The organism is Luteimonas kalidii (genome assembly GCF_029887935.1).
Lineage (GTDB): Bacteria > Pseudomonadota > Gammaproteobacteria > Xanthomonadales > Xanthomonadaceae > Luteimonas > Luteimonas kalidii.
The window spans coordinates 81072-96167 of sequence record NZ_JARXRO010000012.1; the positions used below are offsets into that span (position 1 = coordinate 81072).

A 15096-nucleotide genomic window follows, 5' to 3' on the forward strand; every position below is an offset into this window, starting at 1 on the left:
CGCCGCTCAGTCCCGGGCCTTCAGCATCGCCAGCACGACGTCGCGGGCGCGATCGGCCAGCACCTGGCGGCGCACCGGGACGCCGTCCTCGCGCACCGGGATCGGCTTGCCGAAGGCCACGCGGATGATCCCCGGGCGGGCCTGGAAGAACCCCTCCGCCGGCAGCACCCGGCCGGCGCCCTGCAGGGCCACCGGCACCACCGCCACCCCGGCATCGATCGCCGCCTGCAGCGACCCGCCCTTGAACGGGCCGACCTCGCCGCTGCGGCTGCGGGTGCCCTCGGGAAACAGGCACAGGCTCTGGCCACCTTCCAGCACGGCCGCGGCCTGGCGCCGGAACAGGGCGCCGGCGCGGGCGTTGTCGCGCACGATGAACAGCATGCCGGTGGCGCGCGCATACCAGCCCACGAACGGCACCCGCTTCATTTCCTCCTTGAGCAGGAAGCGCAGCGGCACCGGGACCGCGCGGAACAGGGCGCAGATATCGAAGATCGACTGGTGGTTGGCGACCAGCAGGCAGGGTCTGGACCAGTCCACGTTGTCCGCGCCCTCGACCTCCAGGCGCGCGCCGGCCAGCAGCAGCAGCCCGGGCCCCCAGCACCGCGACGCCATCCGCAGCGGCAGCCGCGCCTGCGGCCCCGACAGCGGCCGCAGTAGCAGCGCCAGCGTGATCCAGGCCGCGGTCCAGACCAGGCCGACCGCCAGCTGGAGCATGTTGTACGCCCGCCACAGCACAGCCCCTGTCGTCACCCGCCCCGCCTCCATGGGGAATATTGCTCCCGTGCGATCGTTGCACAGGATATCGTCGCCCCGGGCGGTTCCCTTAGCGGCGGGATCGCCGTGCATGCCGTCCGGGCTCATCGCAGCACGTCCCGCCAGAAGGCCGGACCCAGCCCGCCGAGGCGGCGCAGGAATCCGAAGAAGCCCGGGTTGCGCTCGGGAAAGCGATGGCGCCGGTACTGGAACTCGAGCACGAAGAAGCCCCCGACCACGCCATAGCCCAGCAGGTTCGCCACCCAGGACCACTGTTCGTGCGTGATCGGCCAGGGCGGGTCGATGCCTGCCTGCGCCAGCAATCCGCCGGGACTGGCCAGCAGCGCCAGTACCAGGTTGGCAACCGCCATCAGCACCAGCAGGCCGGCCCAGATCGCGGTCAGGCCGCGCGCGTAGGCGGCGACGTCCGCGGGCAGTCGCTCGGGCGAATCGCCATCCAGGCCGCACACGATCCTGGTGATCAGCGGCACCCGCCCGGCGACCAGGCTGCGCGCGAACACCCAGGCCACCAGCGCCACGAACACCACCGGCACCAGCAGCAGCGGCAGCGTGGCCAGGCCCTGCCGGTACAGCCACCACGCAGCGGCCGTCGACAGCGCCGCGAGCGCGAACGCCCACGGCCGCAGGTGCAGCAGCGGCGCCGCCAGGACCATCGCCACCAGCACCAGCAGGGCGGCGAACGCCAGGCGCGCGTCGTCGCCGGCGCTGGCGCCGTGCGCCAGCAGCGCGTAGGCCACCGCCAGTGCGATCTGCAGGGTCGGGATCAAGTCGTTCTGTGTTGCTGGACGTGTTCGGACAGCGCCCGCAGCGAAGCGAAGATGCGGCGGTTCTCATCGCTGTCCGAGCGCAGCTGGAAGCCGTAGCGCTTGCTGATCGCCAGCGCCAGCTCGAGCGCATCGATCGAATCCAGGCCCAGGCCGGCGTTGAACAGCGGCGCCTCGGGATCGATCCCGTCCGCGGCCACCCCGTCCAGGTTCAGGCTCTCGACCAGCAGTTCGGCGAGTTCGCGTTCGGCGTCTGTTTGCACGGGCATCGGCATCGGGTCGTTCGGACAGGACCCGCAACGATCCGGCATCGCGCCGCCGTGCGCAACCCGCGCCACGCCGTTCAGGAACGCCCCGCCCGGGGGGCGGTGGCGCGTCCGGCCGCGCGCCGGACGTCCGCTATCATGCGCACCCGCTCCGCCCGCCCCGACCGCAGACGACCTCCGGATGGCCAGCCAAGCCCCGCCCGCCAGTACCCCGCCCCCGCCCGAGGACTGCGACGTCCTGGTGATCGGCGGTGGTCCGGCCGGCAGCACCGCCGCCGCGCTGCTTGCGCGCCGCGGCTGGCGCGTGGTGCTGCTGGAGAAGGACGCCCACCCGCGCTTCCACATCGGCGAATCGCTGCTGCCGATGAACCTGCCGATCCTGGCCGAGCTCGGCGTGCTCGAGCAGGTGCGGGCGATCGGCGTGCACAAGCCGGGCGCGGACTTCCCGCTCGAGGAGACGGGCGGCGGACGCTACGTGTTCCACTTCAGCCGCGCGCTCGATCCGCGCCACGACCATGCCCTGCATGTGCGGCGCGACCAGTTCGACCAGCTGCTGTTCGCGCACGCGCGCACCTGCGGCGCGGACACGCGCGAGCGCACCCGGGTGGTCGAAGTGGGCTTCGGTCCCGGCGACCGCCCCGGCGTGGTCGAGGCGCGCGACGCCGATGGCGCGGTGCTGCGCTGGGCACCGCGCTACCTGCTCGATGCCAGCGGCCGCGACACCTTCCTGGCCGCGCGCCGCCGGCTCAAGCGCAAGGATCCGCGCCACCAGTCGGCGGCGGTGTTCAGCCACTTCCGCGGCGTCGCCCGGCACCCCGGCGCGGATGCGGGCAACATCACCGTGGCCCGCTTCGACCATGGCTGGTACTGGCTGATCCCGCTCCCGGACGATGTCATGAGCGTGGGCGTGGTCTGCTCCCCGGACTACCTGAAGCAGCGCAACGTCGCGGACGGCGGCCGCGACAACGAGGCGCTGCTGATGCGCACGCTGCAGGCCAATCCCGGCGTGTGGGCCCGCATGCAGGACGCGCAGCGGGTGGCCCCGGTGCACGCGACCGGCAACTACTCCTACGGCGCCACGCGCATGGCCGGCCCGGGCTGGATGCTGCTCGGCGATGCCTACGCGTTCCTCGACCCGATCTTCTCCTCCGGCGTGTTCCTGGCGATGGACAGCGCGCGCGAGGCCGCCGCGGTGGTCGACGGCGCGCTGCGCGATCCGTCGCGCGAACCGGCGCTGCAGCGCGCGATGCGCCGGCGGCTGCGGCGCGGCATGCGCCACTTCGCCTGGTTCATCCAGCGCTTCAACACCCCGGTGATGCGGCGCCTGTTCTCCGCGCCGCGCAACGACTGGCAGCTGGAGCAGGCGGTGATCTCGATGCTGGCCGGCGACGTGTTCGACAACCGCCGGGTGGGCTGGCGGCTGTACCTGTTCCGGCTGGTGTACGCGGCCAACGCGATCGCGATCGCGCCACGGGCGCTGCGCGGCTGGCGCGCGCGCCGCCGCCAGGCGCGCGCCGCCTTCGCCGGCGACACCCTGCACGAGGGCAGCCCGTGAGCCGCCCGGTCCCGCTTCCACCGGTGGCGCCGCCGCGGCTGCAGGTCGAATACGTGGAAGCGGCCACGCCCGACGCCCTGCTCGCGCGCGACGACGTGCTGGCGGTGCTGGGCTTCGGCGACGCGGCGCCGCGCGACCCCGACCCGCGCTACCTGCGCGTGCCGCTGCAGCCGCACGGCCCGGCGCCGTTCGAGGTCTGGCACGCGTCCGCGCCGGTCCAGGCCGGGCGCGAGCCGGCCGCGGAAGCGGGCGCGGAGATCGCCTGGTCGTGCGACGGGCAGCTGCTGTTCGGCGCGATCGAGGTCGACGAACCGGCCGGCCATACCGGCGACGGCGACAACAGCGGCATCGCGCTCGCCGCCGAAGCCGCCTACCGGGCGCTCACGCGCTTCGTCGGTGCCAGCGGATACCCGCACCTGCTGCGGGTGTGGAACTACCTCGACGCGATCACCCTGGGCCACGGCGACGCCGAGCGCTATCGCCGCTTCTGCGTCGGCCGCGCGCGCGGCCTGGGCGACTTCGACGCCGGCGCGCTGCCGGCCGCCACCGCCATCGGCCGCTGCGACGACGCGCGCACCATCCAGGTGTACTGGCTGGCCGCGCGCACGCCGGGCACTCCGGTCGAGAACCCGCGCCAGGTCAGCGCCTACCGCTATCCGCGCGAATACGGCCCGCAGCCGCCGAGCTTCGCCCGCGCGATGCTGCCGCCGCCCGGCGCGCAGATGCCGCTGCTGCTCTCGGGCACCGCCGCCGTGGTCGGGCATGCCTCGTGCCACGACGGCGAACTGCTGGCGCAGCTGGACGAGACCTTCGCCAACTTCGACGCGCTGCTGGACGCCGCGCGCAGTCGCGCGGCGGCGCTGCCGGCGCGGTTCGGCGCCGGCACCCGGCTCAAGGTCTACGTGCGCGACGCCGGCGACCTGCCGCTGGTGGCCGACGCCCTGCAGTCGCGCTTCGGAAACCGGGTGCCGCGGATCGTGCTGCACGCCGCGATCTGCCGGCGCGAGCTGGCGATCGAGATCGACGGCGTGCACGGCGCCGGCTGAGCCGGACGACTTGCGCGGCGCGCGGCACGCGGCGACGGCGTCCATCCGGCACTTCGGTCACAATCGCCCCGCACGCGCAGTCCTGTCACCACGGGCATCGGGCCCGGTACCGAGGAGAATCGTCACCATGGGAATGATCAGCCTGGTCTGGGGCATCATCGCGATGATCTGGATGGTGCTCGCCCTGATCCCGTTCATCGGCATCACCAACTGGCTGCTGATCCCGTTCGCCGCGGTCGGCGCGATCGTCGCCGCGATCGGCCTGCTGGTGACCCGCACCGGCCGTCGCGGGCGCGCCAAGGCGGGCCTGATCATCAACGGCATCGTCATCATCGTCGCGATCTGGCGGCTGGGGCTCGGCGGCGGCCTGATCTGAGGGGTCGGCACGGCGGCGTTCGCGCCGCCGTGTGCCATCGCCGCACACGCGGGCGGAGTCGCCAGTGGCCGCCGCCCGGAACGGCGGCACGCGTCCTCGCGCACGGTCCTCACGCGTCGCGCCGGACCGTCCTCCGGGACGCCCATGGCCGAAGCGCCTAGAATCCGCGCATGGCCTATCCCGATACCCGCCTGCGGCGGATGCGTCGCGACGCGTTCTCGCGCCGGCTGATGCGCGAAACCGTGCTCACGACCGACGACCTGATCCAGCCCGTGTTCGTGCACGATGCCACCGGCCGCGCGCCGGTGGCGTCGATGCCGGGGGTCGAACGGCTGTCGATCGACGAACTGCTGCGCGTGGCCGAGGCGGCCAGCGAACTGCGCATCCCGGCGCTGGCCCTGTTCCCGGTCACCGCACCCGAGGCCAAGTCGCTGCACGCGACGGCCGCCTGGGACGAGGACGGCCTGGCCCAGCGCGCGGTGCGTGCGCTGAAGAGCCGCTTCCCGCAGCTTGGCGTGATCACCGACGTCGCACTCGATCCCTACACCGCGCACGGCCAGGACGGCCTGCTCGACGACACCGGCTACGTGTTGAACGACGCCACCGTCGACGCGCTGGTGAAGCAGGCGCTCTCGCACGCGGCGGCCGGCGCCGACGTGGTCGCGCCGAGCGACATGATGGACGGGCGCATCGGCGCGATCCGGGTCGCGCTGGAAGAGGCCGGCCACGTGCATACCCGCATCCTGGCCTACGCCGCCAAGTACGCCAGCGCGTTCTACGGCCCGTTCCGCGACGCGGTCGGCTCGGCCGCCGCGCTGGGCAAGGCCGACAAGACCACCTACCAGATGGATCCGGCCAATGCCGACGAGGCGCTGCGCGAGGTCGCGCTCGACCTCGACGAGGGCGCGGACATGGTGATGGTCAAGCCGGGCCTGCCGTACCTGGACATCGTGCGCCGGGTGAAGGACACCTTCGGCGTGCCGACGTTCGCCTACCAGGTCAGCGGCGAGTACGCGATGCTCAAGGCCGCCGCCGCCAACGGCTGGCTGGACGAACGTGCCTGCGCGCTCGAAGCGCTGCTGGCGTTCAAGCGTGCCGGCGCCGACGGCGTGCTGAGTTACTTCGCGCTCGATGCGGCGCGCTGGCTGCGCGACGCATGATCCGCCGCGCCGCCACCGAAGACCTGCCCGCGATCGCCGCGCTCGCGGCCGTGCTGGAGGCCGATGCCGATACCGCGGGCGTGCAGGCCCGGCTGGCGCGGATCCTGGACCTCGCCACGCATGCGGTGTTCGTGGCCGAGGGCGACGCCGGTCCCTGCGGCTTCGCCGCCGCCGAGCATCGCCTGCTGCCCGCGGGCGAGCGGATCGAGCTGACCTGGCTGGCGGTCGATCCCGGCGCGCAGCGCCGCGGCATCGGCACCCAGCTGGTGGCCGCGACCGAAGCCTGGGCGCGGCGCCGCGGCGTGGGCCAGGTGCTGGTGCGCGCCGCGCTGGCGCGCGAGGCCGCGCACGCGTTCTATCCGGCGCTGGGCTACGAAGCGCTCAAGACCCAGCACGTCTACGTCCGGGCGCTGCGCTGATCGTCCGCGCTCCGGGTAGACTCGGACCCGGTCCACGAACGCAAAGCGCCCCGCCATGAGCAGCCACTACGCGGTCTTCGGACACCCGGTCGGGCATTCGCTTTCGCCGCAGATCCATGCCGCGTTCGGCCGCCAGACCGGCATCGACCTGCGCTACGAGGCGATCGACGCTTCGCTCGACACCTTCTTCGACGCGCTCGAGGTCTTCGCCGCCGCCGGGGGCCAGGGCGCCAGCGTGACCCTGCCGCTGAAGGAGTCCGCGTTCGCGCTGAGCGCGACCACCACCGACCGCGCGCGTCGCGCCGGCGCGGTCAACACCCTGGCGCGCATGGGCGACCAGTGGCACGGCGACAACACCGACGGCGCCGGCCTGGTGCGCGACCTCACCGAACGCCGCGGCCTCGACCTGCGCCAGCGCCGCACGCTGATGATCGGCGCCGGCGGCGCCGCACGCGGGATCGCGCCCTCGCTGCTGGATGCCGGCATCGGCGAGCTGTACATCGTCAACCGCACGCCCGAACGTGCCGACGCGCTGGTCGACACCCTGGGCCAGCCCGGGCGCGTGCACGCGCGCTACCTGGCCGACCTGCCGGCGCTGGGCGATTTCGGGCTGCTGATCAATGCCACCTCGGCCGCCCGCGGCGGGCAGCTGCCGCGGCTGCCGATGTCGCTGCTGGGCCCGCGCAGCGCCGCGATCGACCTGAGCTACGGCGAGGCGGCGATCCCGTTCCTGGCCTGGGCCCGCGCGGCGGGCGCACACGAGGCGGTGGATGGACTGGGCATGCTGGTCGAACAGGCGGCGGAGAGCTTCGCGTTGTGGCACGGCGTGCGGCCGCAGACCGACGCGGTCTACGAGCACCTGCACGCGCGGCATGCGGCGCTGGTGACGGCGGACTGATGCGCGGCGGCGACAGGGACGGAACTGCGAACCGGTCAGCCAGTCGGCGACGGGCACATCGGCGCCGCGCTGGTTCCCGCCGCGGTCGCCGGCCGGAGGCCGCAGGGCGACACGGCGCCTGCGAGCGCGATTCGCGGCTGCGGTGGCCGGACGTTGTCCGTCCGTCCACCGAGCGGGCACGATCCGGGACCGGTCATCCGGCAGGGCAGGCGGCATGATCGCTGGTGATTCGTTCCTCGCGGTGTTCCTGTCCACTCTCGCCGGCCAGGCGCCGGTGCTGCTGGTGGAACTGGGGTTCGCGATCGCCGTGCTGGTGATGCTGCTGGTGCAGGGCCCGAAGCTGGGACGCGCGCGCGGCGTGGCGCTGGCAGGCGCCGGCCTGCTGGTGGCGCTCGCGGTGGTCACCCGGGTCGTGTTCGCCGGGATGCAGGCCTGGATCATCGAAGGCGGGATCGCGCCCGCAACGGTGGGCCTGGCCTACACCGCGGTCGGGATCGTGTTCCAGGCGCTGCATGGCGTGGCGATCGTGCTGCTGGCGCTGGCGGTGATCCGGCGCCGCGATTGAACCGGGGATCCAGCCGGCGTCCGTGTCCGGACGACCTGTGGGGCGATGATCCGAGGCAACCGGCGAAATCCCTTTCCCGGATGCGGCCTGCGGCCTTATCCGGGCTACGCGGCCGAACCACGCCGGTGTGACGGCTGGCGGCCCGTCGCGGGCGCGGCGAACGGCGACGCTCAAAGCGACCGGGCACTCCCGGATGCGGCCTGCGGCCTTGTCCGGGCGACACGGCGGCGCCGCAGGACGTAGCCCGGGTAAGCGCAGCGCACCCGGGGCGCCGGGGACGCGCCAGCGGACGTTCGCCTGCCTCCGCATCCGGCTGCACGTCGAAGCGCCCGTATTTCGCAGACCCGGAATGCGGTCCGCAGCCTTGTCCGGGCGACAGACTCGCCAGACATCCGCCGCTCATCCGACGACGCCATTCCGGATCCGCTACAGCAGCCCCTCGCGCTTGATCGCCAGGTAGCGCTCGACCAGGGCGCCGGGCAGCTGCGCGGCGGTGACGTCGAGCACGGCGACGCGATGGCGGCGCAGGGCGTCGTGGGCGGCGGCGCGCTGGGCGAGGTAGCGCGCGGTGGCGCCGGCGCGCACCGCGGCGGCCTGGTCGGGCACGTCCTGGTCCAGCACCGCGTCGAGTACCCGCTCGCGCAGCGAGGCCACCACCACCAGGTGGCGCTTCTGCAGCAGGCGCACCGCGGCGAGCAGGTCGTCGATGTCCTCGTCGCGCAGGTTGGTGACCAGCATCAGCAGGCCGCGGCGGCGCTGGCGCAGCGACAGTTCGGTGGCGGCGGCGAGGTAGTCGGTGGCCACCGGCGCCGGCTGCAGGTCGTAGCTGGCGCGCAGCAGGGTGTCGATGGTCGCCATGCCGCGCGCCGGCGGCACCCAGCGGCGCTCGCCGCCGGTCGCGTACAGCCCGACCGCATCCCCGCGCCGCAGCGCGAGCCAGGCCACCAGCAGGCTGGCGTCGAGTGCGTGGTCGAAATGCGACAGGCCGTCGCCCTCGCCCGCAGGTTCGCGCGCCAGCATCCGCCGGCCGGTGTCGAGCACCACCACCAGCTGCTGGTTCTGCTCGTCCTGGTATTCGCGCGAGATGAGCTTGCGCGCGCGCGAGGTCGCCTTCCAGTCGATCTGGCGCAGGCTGTCGCCCACCCGGTACTCGCGCATCTGGTGGAAATCGGTGCCCTCTCCGCGGCGCCGGCGCAGGTGCGCGCCGATCATGCGCGAGGCGCGTTCGGCGCTGACCAGGGCGAACTTCGACAGCGGGGCGAAATCCGGGAACACGCGCACCCGTTGCGTCGCGCCGGCCAGACACAGCCGCCGCCACAGCCGCAGCGGCGAATGCAGCACCAGGTGCACGCCGTCGAAGGCGACGGTCCCGCGCATGTCCGGCCGCGCCAGGTAGCGCACGGTCGAGACCATGCCCGGCGCCAGCGCGACCCGCCGCGGCAGGCCCGACACCGCCCATCCGCCCGGATGCAGGTCGTGCACGTCCACGCGCACGGCACGCGCGCCGGGCTCGAGTTCCAGCGCCACCTCGCGTTCGACCCCGAGCGCCAGCGCGTCCGGCGCTCGCCGCGCCACGTCCGGCACCGGGGTGCGCCACAGCCAGGCCAGATCGCCCAGCGCCAGCAGCGCCAGCGCGGCGCCGGCCAGCGTCCACGCCGGCGCCGGCACCCAGCCCAGGCTGGCCGCCACGCCCAGCAGGCCCCAACCCACGGCCGCCCACACCAGCCCCGACGCAGGCCGCGGCAGGAAGCCACGACGCACCGGCGTCGCATTGGCGGCCGCCGGACTCACTGGCGCGGCGCGTCCACCCGGGCCAGCAGCGCGCGCAGCACCTGGTCCGTGTCCTGGCCTTCGATCTGCAGCTCCGGCGCCAGCGCGATGCGGTGCCGCAGCGCCGGCGTCGCCACGTCGCGCACGTCGTCGGGGGTGACGAAGTCGCGTCCCGACAGCACCGCCTGCGCGCGCGCGGCGCGCACCAGCGCCAGGCTGCCGCGTGGCCCGGCGCCGAGCGCGATGCCGGGCCAGGTGCGCGTGGCGGCGGCGATCCGCACCGCGTAGTCGACCACCGCCGGATCCAGCGTGGTCGCCGCGGTGCCGCGCTGCAGGGCGACAATGCCGTCGGCGTCGAGCACCTGCGCCACCTGCGACAGGTCGAACGCGGCCGCCACGCGGCCCTCGCTGATCGCGCTCACCATCGCCACCTCGTCCGCATGGTCGGGATATCCGATCAGCACCTTCAGCAGGAAGCGGTCGAGCTGCGCCTCGGGCAGCGGATAGGTGCCCTCCTGCTCGACCGGGTTCTGGGTGGCCAGGGTCATGAACGGCGGCGGCAGCGCGAAGCTCTGGCCCTCGATCGTCACCTGCAGTTCCTGCATCGCCTCCAGCAGCGCCGACTGGGTCTTCGCCGGCGCGCGGTTGATCTCGTCGGCGAGCAGGATGTTGGTGAAGATCGGGCCGCGGCGCACGCTGAAGGTCTCGCTGCGCGCATCCCACACGGCGTGGCCGCTGACGTCGCTGGGCATCAGGTCGGGGGTGAACTGGACCCGCGCGTGGCCGCAGCCCAGGGCCTGCGCCAGCGCACGCACCAGCAGCGTCTTGCCGAGCCCGGGCACGCCCTCCAGCAGCACATGGCCGCCGGCGAGCAGGGCCACCAGTATCTGGTCGAGCACGTCGTCCTGGCCGATGAAGGCACGCGAGACTTCGGCGCGCACGCGCGCCACGCGTTCGGCCAGGGCCTCGCCGGTGAGCGCGGGCGTGGGGGAAGGAGTGTCGGTCATAGTCGTCTTCTCATGTCGATGAGCCGGGCCACACGCTGGCGGAAGTCGTTGCCGTCGCGCGGCCGGGGCGCGCGCAGGGCGTGTTCGATGTCGGCGGCGGCCAGGCCGGTGCGCGCGGCAATCGCCTCGGCACGGGCGCCGCCGTCGAGCGCGGCGGCGAGTGGATCGCGTCGGCGCAGGCGGTCGAGGAACGCGTCGCGCACCGCCGCGTGCAGCAGCGCGGCGTGGCCGTAGCGCCGCAGGTGCTCGCCGCTGGCCTGGACGTGTTCGAGCAGCGATCGGCGCTGCTGCGGCGGCGACGGCAGGACCGGACCGAACCGCTGCAGCCGCATCCACAGCCACGCCACCAGTGCCAGCAGCAGCGGCGCCCACGCCATCCACCCGCGCTCGAGCAGCAGCCGCCACAGCGCCGGCATGCTGGCCGCATACACCAGGTGGATCGTGCCCCGGCCGTAGTTGCGGTCGAGCAGTTGCCGGGTGAGCGCGGCATGCGGCGCTTCGTCGAGCGCGCCGTTCTCCAGGAAATCGTGCGCGGCCAGCACGTCCACCACACCATCGCCGCGGCGCAGGCGCGCGAACACGAAGCCGGCGGCGAAATCGCCCCAGGCCAGTTCGGGATCCACGCCGCGCGGGATGAAGCGGGTGCCGCCGCAGAACTCCACGTGCGGATCCTGGCCGGGCAGGTGCAGGCGCTCGCAGCCCCCGCCCGCACGCAGCTCGATGCCCAGCCGCGGCAGCAACGCCGCCGCCGGCGCGGCCGCCACGCGCCGGCCGCGCGGCGTGGACACCAGCAGGTGGCCGCCGCCGTCCACCCACGCCAGCAGCGCGTCCACCTCGCGCGGGGCCAGCGTATTCGCATCGCCGAGCAGCAGCACCGTGTCGAGCGGCCCGGGCGGATGCGCGGCGAGGTCCAGGCGCTGGCGCGAGGTGGCGTCCACGCCGTCGGCGCGCAGCGCCAGTCGCAGTGCGTACAGCGGGTTGTAGGACGCCTCGCCGGCGGGCGGCAGCGGCTGGCGGCGCTCCACGCGTTCGAAGCTGTGCAGCCACCAGGCCGCGAACACGGCCACGCACAGCACGCCGAGCGCGGCCATCGCGATCCTGGGCGTGCGCCCGTTCACCGCGCCCACCCGAAGCGTCGCGACAGCGCATCGAGCAGCGATTCGAACGCCGCATCGTCCGGCAGGCGCCGGGCATAGGCGGCGTGCTGCCACACGCGCACCACGCGCGCGAAGGCGTCGCGGTCGTCGGCCTCGGGCAGCCGGCGCGACGCGCGCAGGCACTCGGCCTCGGTCGCGCCGGGCACCAGGTGCACACCGGCGCGCGCGGCCATCGCCTCGACGCTGCCGCGATACAGCAGCGCCAGCGCGCGACGCGGCCGCCCCTCGCGCCAGAGCCGGCGCACGTGGCCGGTCAGGTCGTCGGGCAGTGTGTCGGGCTCGACCACCGCGGCGTGTTCGACCGGCGTCGCGGACGCGCGCGGCGCGGCCAGCCCGCGCATCCACGGCCACCAGCGGCGCGCGGTCAGCGCCGCCACCAGCACGGCGATGCCCAGCAGCAGCCACAGCCCGTACTCGGCCACGATCGCGACGACCCGCCCCGCCGCCAGCAGCCAGGGCGGGAGTTCGCGCTGCTGCGGTTCACGCCGGTTGCGCGGCTCCCAGCTGCGGACGAGGCGGCTGCGGTCGAGCAGCGGATCCTCGTGCGCGCGCCGCACCGCCTGCCGGAACGGTCGGGTGTCCGCCAGCGCCGATTCGCCGAACACGCGGGCGAGCGTGTCCGCATCGGTGTCCGCGGGCGCGGAGCGTTCATCGGGGACGGATTTGGGCGGCAGGTGCGCGCGCCGCTCGCGCTCGGCCTCGATGCGCTGCGCGGGCGAGGCCTGCGCCCGCGCCGGCACAGGCAGCAGCAGCGCCGCAGCCAGCACGCATGCGACCGGCGCGGCCAGGCGCGCGCGCATGCGCCGCAGCGCCAGCTCGATGTCCCAGGCCTCGATCCGCACCCGGCGGCTCAGGTACAGCCCGAAGCCGGCGCCGACGACGAACGGCTCGATCGTCGACAGCGCCAGCCACAGCGCCAGGTTGAAGCCGAGCTGGGCCCAGCGTGGCGGCGCGTCGGTCACCAGCGACCACATCGCGCGCGCGGACTCGGACAGCAGTTCGGCCGGCACGAACATCAGCACCAGCGACAGCAGCGAGACCAGCAGCGCGACCACGAACAGCTGGCTGACCAGCGTGAGCAGGAACGCGTGTCCCTGGATGCCGTCGACCACCACGTTGCGCCGCTGCCGCAGCGCGTCGCCGTCGAGGCCTTCCAGCAGTTCCACCGGCATCGCGATCGAGCGCCAGGGGCTCGGGCGTGCCCAGGCCAGGCGCGCACCGGTGCCGCGCCAGCCCAGGCGCCACTGCGCCGCCAGCACCTCGCGTGCCCCGGGCGCCTGCCCGAAGACCGCGCGCGAGAGCACCAGCAGCACGATCCGGTCGAACAGCGGCAGCAGCCACCACATCGCCAGCGCCGCCAGCCACAGCGCGTCGATCGTCCATGCGGCGGCGTTGAGCAGCGCGAACAGCGGCAGGGTCGCGATCGCCCACGGCCGCCAGATCGCGCGCGCATGCCGTCGCACCAGCGCCGTGCCCAGTTCCATCGCCTCCCACGCCGAACGCGGGCGCAGTTCGACCCGGGCCCGGTCAAGGCGCATGCGGGGTCGCTCCCTGCGCGCGCCGGCGCGGGCCACGCGCGGCGGATGCGGCCGGCGCCTCGCCGCCGCGTCCGGCCAGCGCCAGCCACCCCAGCACCAGTGCCCACAGCGCGCCGCCGACGGCGAACTTCACCGGCGCCGGGATCGATCCGGTCGAGGACCAGAACGCCTCGACGAACGCCGCGAACACCAGCATCGCCAGGATCCCCAGGCACAGCTGCGCGCCCACCCGGCCGGCCTGCGCCAGCGCGTCGGCGCGGCGCAGGCGCCCGGGTGCCAGCAGCGCCAGGCCCAGGCGCAGCCCTGCCGCGCCGGCGATCACGATCGCCACCAGCTCGGGCGCCGAATGCCCGGCGACGAAGCGCCAGAACGGATCGCCGTGGCCCACCGCCTGCAGGTGCCCGGCGACCACGCCGAACACCACGCCGTTGAAGACCAGCACGAACGCGGTGCCCACGCCCGCCAGCAGGCCGGACGCGAACGTGCGGAAGCCGATGCTGACGTTGTTGAGGATGTAGTAGCCGAACATGGCCAGGTCGGTGCCACTCTCGCGGCCGAGCGCATGCGAGGGATCGGCCGGGTCGTACATCGATTCGAACCGGGCCAGTTCGTGCGGGGCGAACACGCTGTGCGCCAGCTGCGGCCACTGCTGCACGGCCGCGAACATCGCCAGCGTGGGCAGCACGAACAGCGCCGCCGACAGCCACAGGCAGCCGCGCTGGTCGCGCACCAGGCGCGGGAACCCGGCGGCCAGGAACCGCAGCGCGCGTCGCCACGGCGCCGGCGGCGCGCGGTAGAGCACGTCGTGGCCGCGCTGCACCAGCGCCTGCAGGTGTTCGACCAGCTGCGGGCTGTAGCCGCGCCGGCGCGCCAGCGCGAGCTGCTGGCACAGGCGCCGGTAGCGCGCGGGCATGTCCTCGTCGCGCAGCCCGGGGGCGTCCGGCGCCGGTCGCGCGCGCGCGCCACGGCCGCCGCGGCGCTCGAGCCAGCTCTCGAACCCGCGCCATTCCGGCCCGTGGCGTGCGGCGAACGCCTCCTGTCTCATGGCGCCCGCCCCAGCAGCCAGCGGGCGATGCCGAACAGTCGCTGCATGCCCGCCTCGCCGGTGGCGCCGGTCAGCGGCGCGGCGATATCGGCCAGCTCCTCGCGCCGCTGCAGCGTCAGCGTCCAGGCGCGCTCGGCGAATGCCACCACCGCCGCCTGCTCGGCGGGCAGCAGCGCGACCGCCGGCGCCGCCCCCGATCCGCCCGGCAGGTCGGCGGCCGGGCGCGGGCGCACGACGTGCACCACCAGCGTGCGCGCCACGATGTCGCCCAGGCGGCGGTTCCAGCGGTCGACCAGGCTCGACGCCAGCCCGAACCCGTAGCCGAACGGCAGCATGTCCACGGTCCGCATCAGGTTGCGCACGCACGCCGCCAGCCAGCCCACGGGCGCACCGTCGCCGGCCACCACCCGCAGCCCCAGCGCGCGCTTGCCCGGCGTCTGCCCGTCCCACAGCACTTCGAACAGCACCGGATAGGCCCACACCACCAGGAACAGGAAGCCCAGGTACAGGCCGCTGCCGGCCTCACCGAGCAGGGCCAGCGTCATCGACGCCACCAGCAGCAGGCCGAACCTGATCGCAAGGTCGATCAGCCAGGCGCAGGCGCGCGGCACCGGGCCGGCCGCGGCCAGTCGCAGCGCGACGCCTTCGGGAGTGTGGATCTCGCGCAGGGTGTCGAGCACCGCGCCATCGCGTGCAGGCTGCTCCGCCGCATCCGTTGCGGTGGTCCCGTCTCCCAAGTCGCCGTCTCCCCCGTCG

16 protein-coding genes are annotated in these 15096 nt (G+C 74.3%); 7 read left to right on the top strand and 9 right to left on the bottom strand.

Features of this window, described 5'->3' with window-relative positions; all coding sequences use genetic code 11:
* Window positions 1-6: 6 nt before the first annotated feature.
* From QFW81_RS04825 to QFW81_RS04835, 3 genes are all read right to left on the bottom strand, one after another.
* Window positions 7-714: a lysophospholipid acyltransferase family protein gene (locus QFW81_RS04825; RefSeq protein ID WP_425603979.1), complete on the bottom strand. Its 708-nt coding sequence runs from the start codon at window positions 712-714 to the stop codon at window positions 7-9.
* 143 nt (window positions 715-857) lie between these two features.
* Window positions 858-1541, bottom strand: coding sequence for a COG4648 family protein (locus QFW81_RS04830; RefSeq protein WP_280577460.1), 684 nt, complete (start codon window positions 1539-1541; stop codon window positions 858-860).
* Window positions 1538-1807 carry a phosphopantetheine-binding protein gene (locus QFW81_RS04835; RefSeq protein WP_280577462.1) on the bottom strand — a complete coding sequence of 90 codons (270 nt, stop codon included), beginning with the start codon at window positions 1805-1807 and terminating at the stop codon, window positions 1538-1540. The genes QFW81_RS04830 and QFW81_RS04835 overlap by 4 nt, the downstream gene beginning before the upstream one ends.
* Window positions 1808-1985: 178 nt before the next feature.
* On the opposite strand from QFW81_RS04835, the gene QFW81_RS04840 reads away from it, so the two are divergent.
* The 7 genes from QFW81_RS04840 to QFW81_RS04870 all read left to right on the top strand — a co-directional run bounded on the left by QFW81_RS04840 (window position 1986) and on the right by QFW81_RS04870 (window position 7823).
* On the top strand, window positions 1986-3359 hold the full coding sequence (locus QFW81_RS04840) for an NAD(P)/FAD-dependent oxidoreductase (RefSeq protein WP_280577463.1): 1374 nt from the start codon (window positions 1986-1988) through the stop codon (window positions 3357-3359).
* Entirely contained in the window at window positions 3356-4405 is a 1050-nt protein-coding gene (locus QFW81_RS04845) for a chorismate transformation FkbO/Hyg5 family protein (protein ID WP_280577464.1), read from the top strand. The genes QFW81_RS04840 and QFW81_RS04845 overlap by 4 nt, the downstream gene beginning before the upstream one ends.
* 133 nt (window positions 4406-4538) lie before the next feature.
* The gene (locus tag QFW81_RS04850; protein ID WP_280577493.1) at window positions 4539-4781 is read left to right on the top strand and encodes a hypothetical protein; all 243 of its coding nucleotides are present in this window, start codon (window positions 4539-4541) and stop codon (window positions 4779-4781) included.
* Window positions 4782-4951: 170 nt separating this feature from the next.
* Entirely contained in the window at window positions 4952-5941 is a 990-nt protein-coding gene (gene hemB / locus QFW81_RS04855) for a porphobilinogen synthase (protein ID WP_280577465.1), read from the top strand.
* Window positions 5938-6360: a GNAT family N-acetyltransferase gene (locus QFW81_RS04860; protein ID WP_280577467.1), complete on the top strand. Its 423-nt coding sequence runs from the start codon at window positions 5938-5940 to the stop codon at window positions 6358-6360. Before hemB ends, QFW81_RS04860 begins: the two co-directional genes overlap by 4 nt.
* 55 nt (window positions 6361-6415) lie before the next feature.
* Window positions 6416-7258, top strand: coding sequence for a shikimate dehydrogenase (gene aroE / locus QFW81_RS04865; protein ID WP_280577468.1), 843 nt, complete (start codon window positions 6416-6418; stop codon window positions 7256-7258).
* Between the two features lie 214 nt (window positions 7259-7472).
* Window positions 7473-7823: a hypothetical protein gene (locus tag QFW81_RS04870; protein WP_280577469.1), complete on the top strand. Its 351-nt coding sequence runs from the start codon at window positions 7473-7475 to the stop codon at window positions 7821-7823.
* 426 nt (window positions 7824-8249) lie between these two features.
* Here QFW81_RS04870 and QFW81_RS04875 read toward each other — a convergent pair whose 3' ends face one another.
* Genes QFW81_RS04875 through QFW81_RS04900 form a run of 6 tightly spaced genes read right to left on the bottom strand, consistent with a single transcriptional unit; the run spans window position 8250 to window position 15077 of the window.
* Window positions 8250-9614: a DUF58 domain-containing protein gene (locus QFW81_RS04875; RefSeq protein ID WP_425603976.1), complete on the bottom strand. Its 1365-nt coding sequence runs from the start codon at window positions 9612-9614 to the stop codon at window positions 8250-8252.
* On the bottom strand, window positions 9611-10600 hold the full coding sequence (locus tag QFW81_RS04880) for an AAA family ATPase (RefSeq protein ID WP_280577470.1): 990 nt from the start codon (window positions 10598-10600) through the stop codon (window positions 9611-9613). The genes QFW81_RS04875 and QFW81_RS04880 overlap by 4 nt, the downstream gene beginning before the upstream one ends.
* A complete protein-coding gene (locus tag QFW81_RS04885; RefSeq protein ID WP_280577471.1) occupies window positions 10597-11691 on the bottom strand; it encodes a DUF4350 domain-containing protein in 1095 nt (364 codons plus the stop codon). The genes QFW81_RS04880 and QFW81_RS04885 overlap by 4 nt, the downstream gene beginning before the upstream one ends.
* 23 nt (window positions 11692-11714) lie before the next feature.
* Window positions 11715-13295 (bottom strand): DUF4129 domain-containing protein, encoded by a 1581-nt coding sequence (locus tag QFW81_RS04890; RefSeq protein WP_280577473.1) that lies wholly within the window; start codon window positions 13293-13295, stop codon window positions 11715-11717.
* On the bottom strand, window positions 13285-14340 hold the full coding sequence (locus QFW81_RS04895) for a stage II sporulation protein M (protein WP_280577474.1): 1056 nt from the start codon (window positions 14338-14340) through the stop codon (window positions 13285-13287). The genes QFW81_RS04890 and QFW81_RS04895 overlap by 11 nt, the downstream gene beginning before the upstream one ends.
* Entirely contained in the window at window positions 14337-15077 is a 741-nt protein-coding gene (locus QFW81_RS04900) for an RDD family protein (RefSeq protein WP_425603977.1), read from the bottom strand. The genes QFW81_RS04895 and QFW81_RS04900 overlap by 4 nt, the downstream gene beginning before the upstream one ends.
* Window positions 15078-15096 lie beyond the last annotated feature (19 nt).

Bases quoted from the DNA above. Each gene is read 5' to 3' on its own strand.
- QFW81_RS04825 (WP_425603979.1), bottom strand. From the start codon at position 714: ATGCTCCAGCTGGCGGTCGGCCTGGTCTGGACCGCGGCCTGGATCACG.
- QFW81_RS04835 (WP_280577462.1), bottom strand. From the start codon at position 1,807: ATGCCCGTGCAAACAGACGCCGAACGCGAACTCGCCGAACTGCTGGTC.
- QFW81_RS04840 (WP_280577463.1), top strand. From the start codon at position 1,986: ATGGCCAGCCAAGCCCCGCCCGCCAGTACCCCGCCCCCGCCCGAGGAC.
- QFW81_RS04850 (WP_280577493.1), top strand. From the start codon at position 4,539: ATGATCAGCCTGGTCTGGGGCATCATCGCGATGATCTGGATGGTGCTC.
- hemB (WP_280577465.1), top strand. From the start codon at position 4,952: ATGGCCTATCCCGATACCCGCCTGCGGCGGATGCGTCGCGACGCGTTC.
- QFW81_RS04860 (WP_280577467.1), top strand. From the start codon at position 5,938: ATGATCCGCCGCGCCGCCACCGAAGACCTGCCCGCGATCGCCGCGCTC.
- aroE (WP_280577468.1), top strand. From the start codon at position 6,416: ATGAGCAGCCACTACGCGGTCTTCGGACACCCGGTCGGGCATTCGCTT.
- QFW81_RS04870 (WP_280577469.1), top strand. From the start codon at position 7,473: ATGATCGCTGGTGATTCGTTCCTCGCGGTGTTCCTGTCCACTCTCGCC.
- QFW81_RS04880 (WP_280577470.1), bottom strand. From the start codon at position 10,600: ATGACCGACACTCCTTCCCCCACGCCCGCGCTCACCGGCGAGGCCCTG.
- QFW81_RS04885 (WP_280577471.1), bottom strand. From the start codon at position 11,691: ATGGCCGCGCTCGGCGTGCTGTGCGTGGCCGTGTTCGCGGCCTGGTGG.
- QFW81_RS04890 (WP_280577473.1), bottom strand. From the start codon at position 13,295: ATGCGCCTTGACCGGGCCCGGGTCGAACTGCGCCCGCGTTCGGCGTGG.
- QFW81_RS04895 (WP_280577474.1), bottom strand. From the start codon at position 14,340: ATGAGACAGGAGGCGTTCGCCGCACGCCACGGGCCGGAATGGCGCGGG.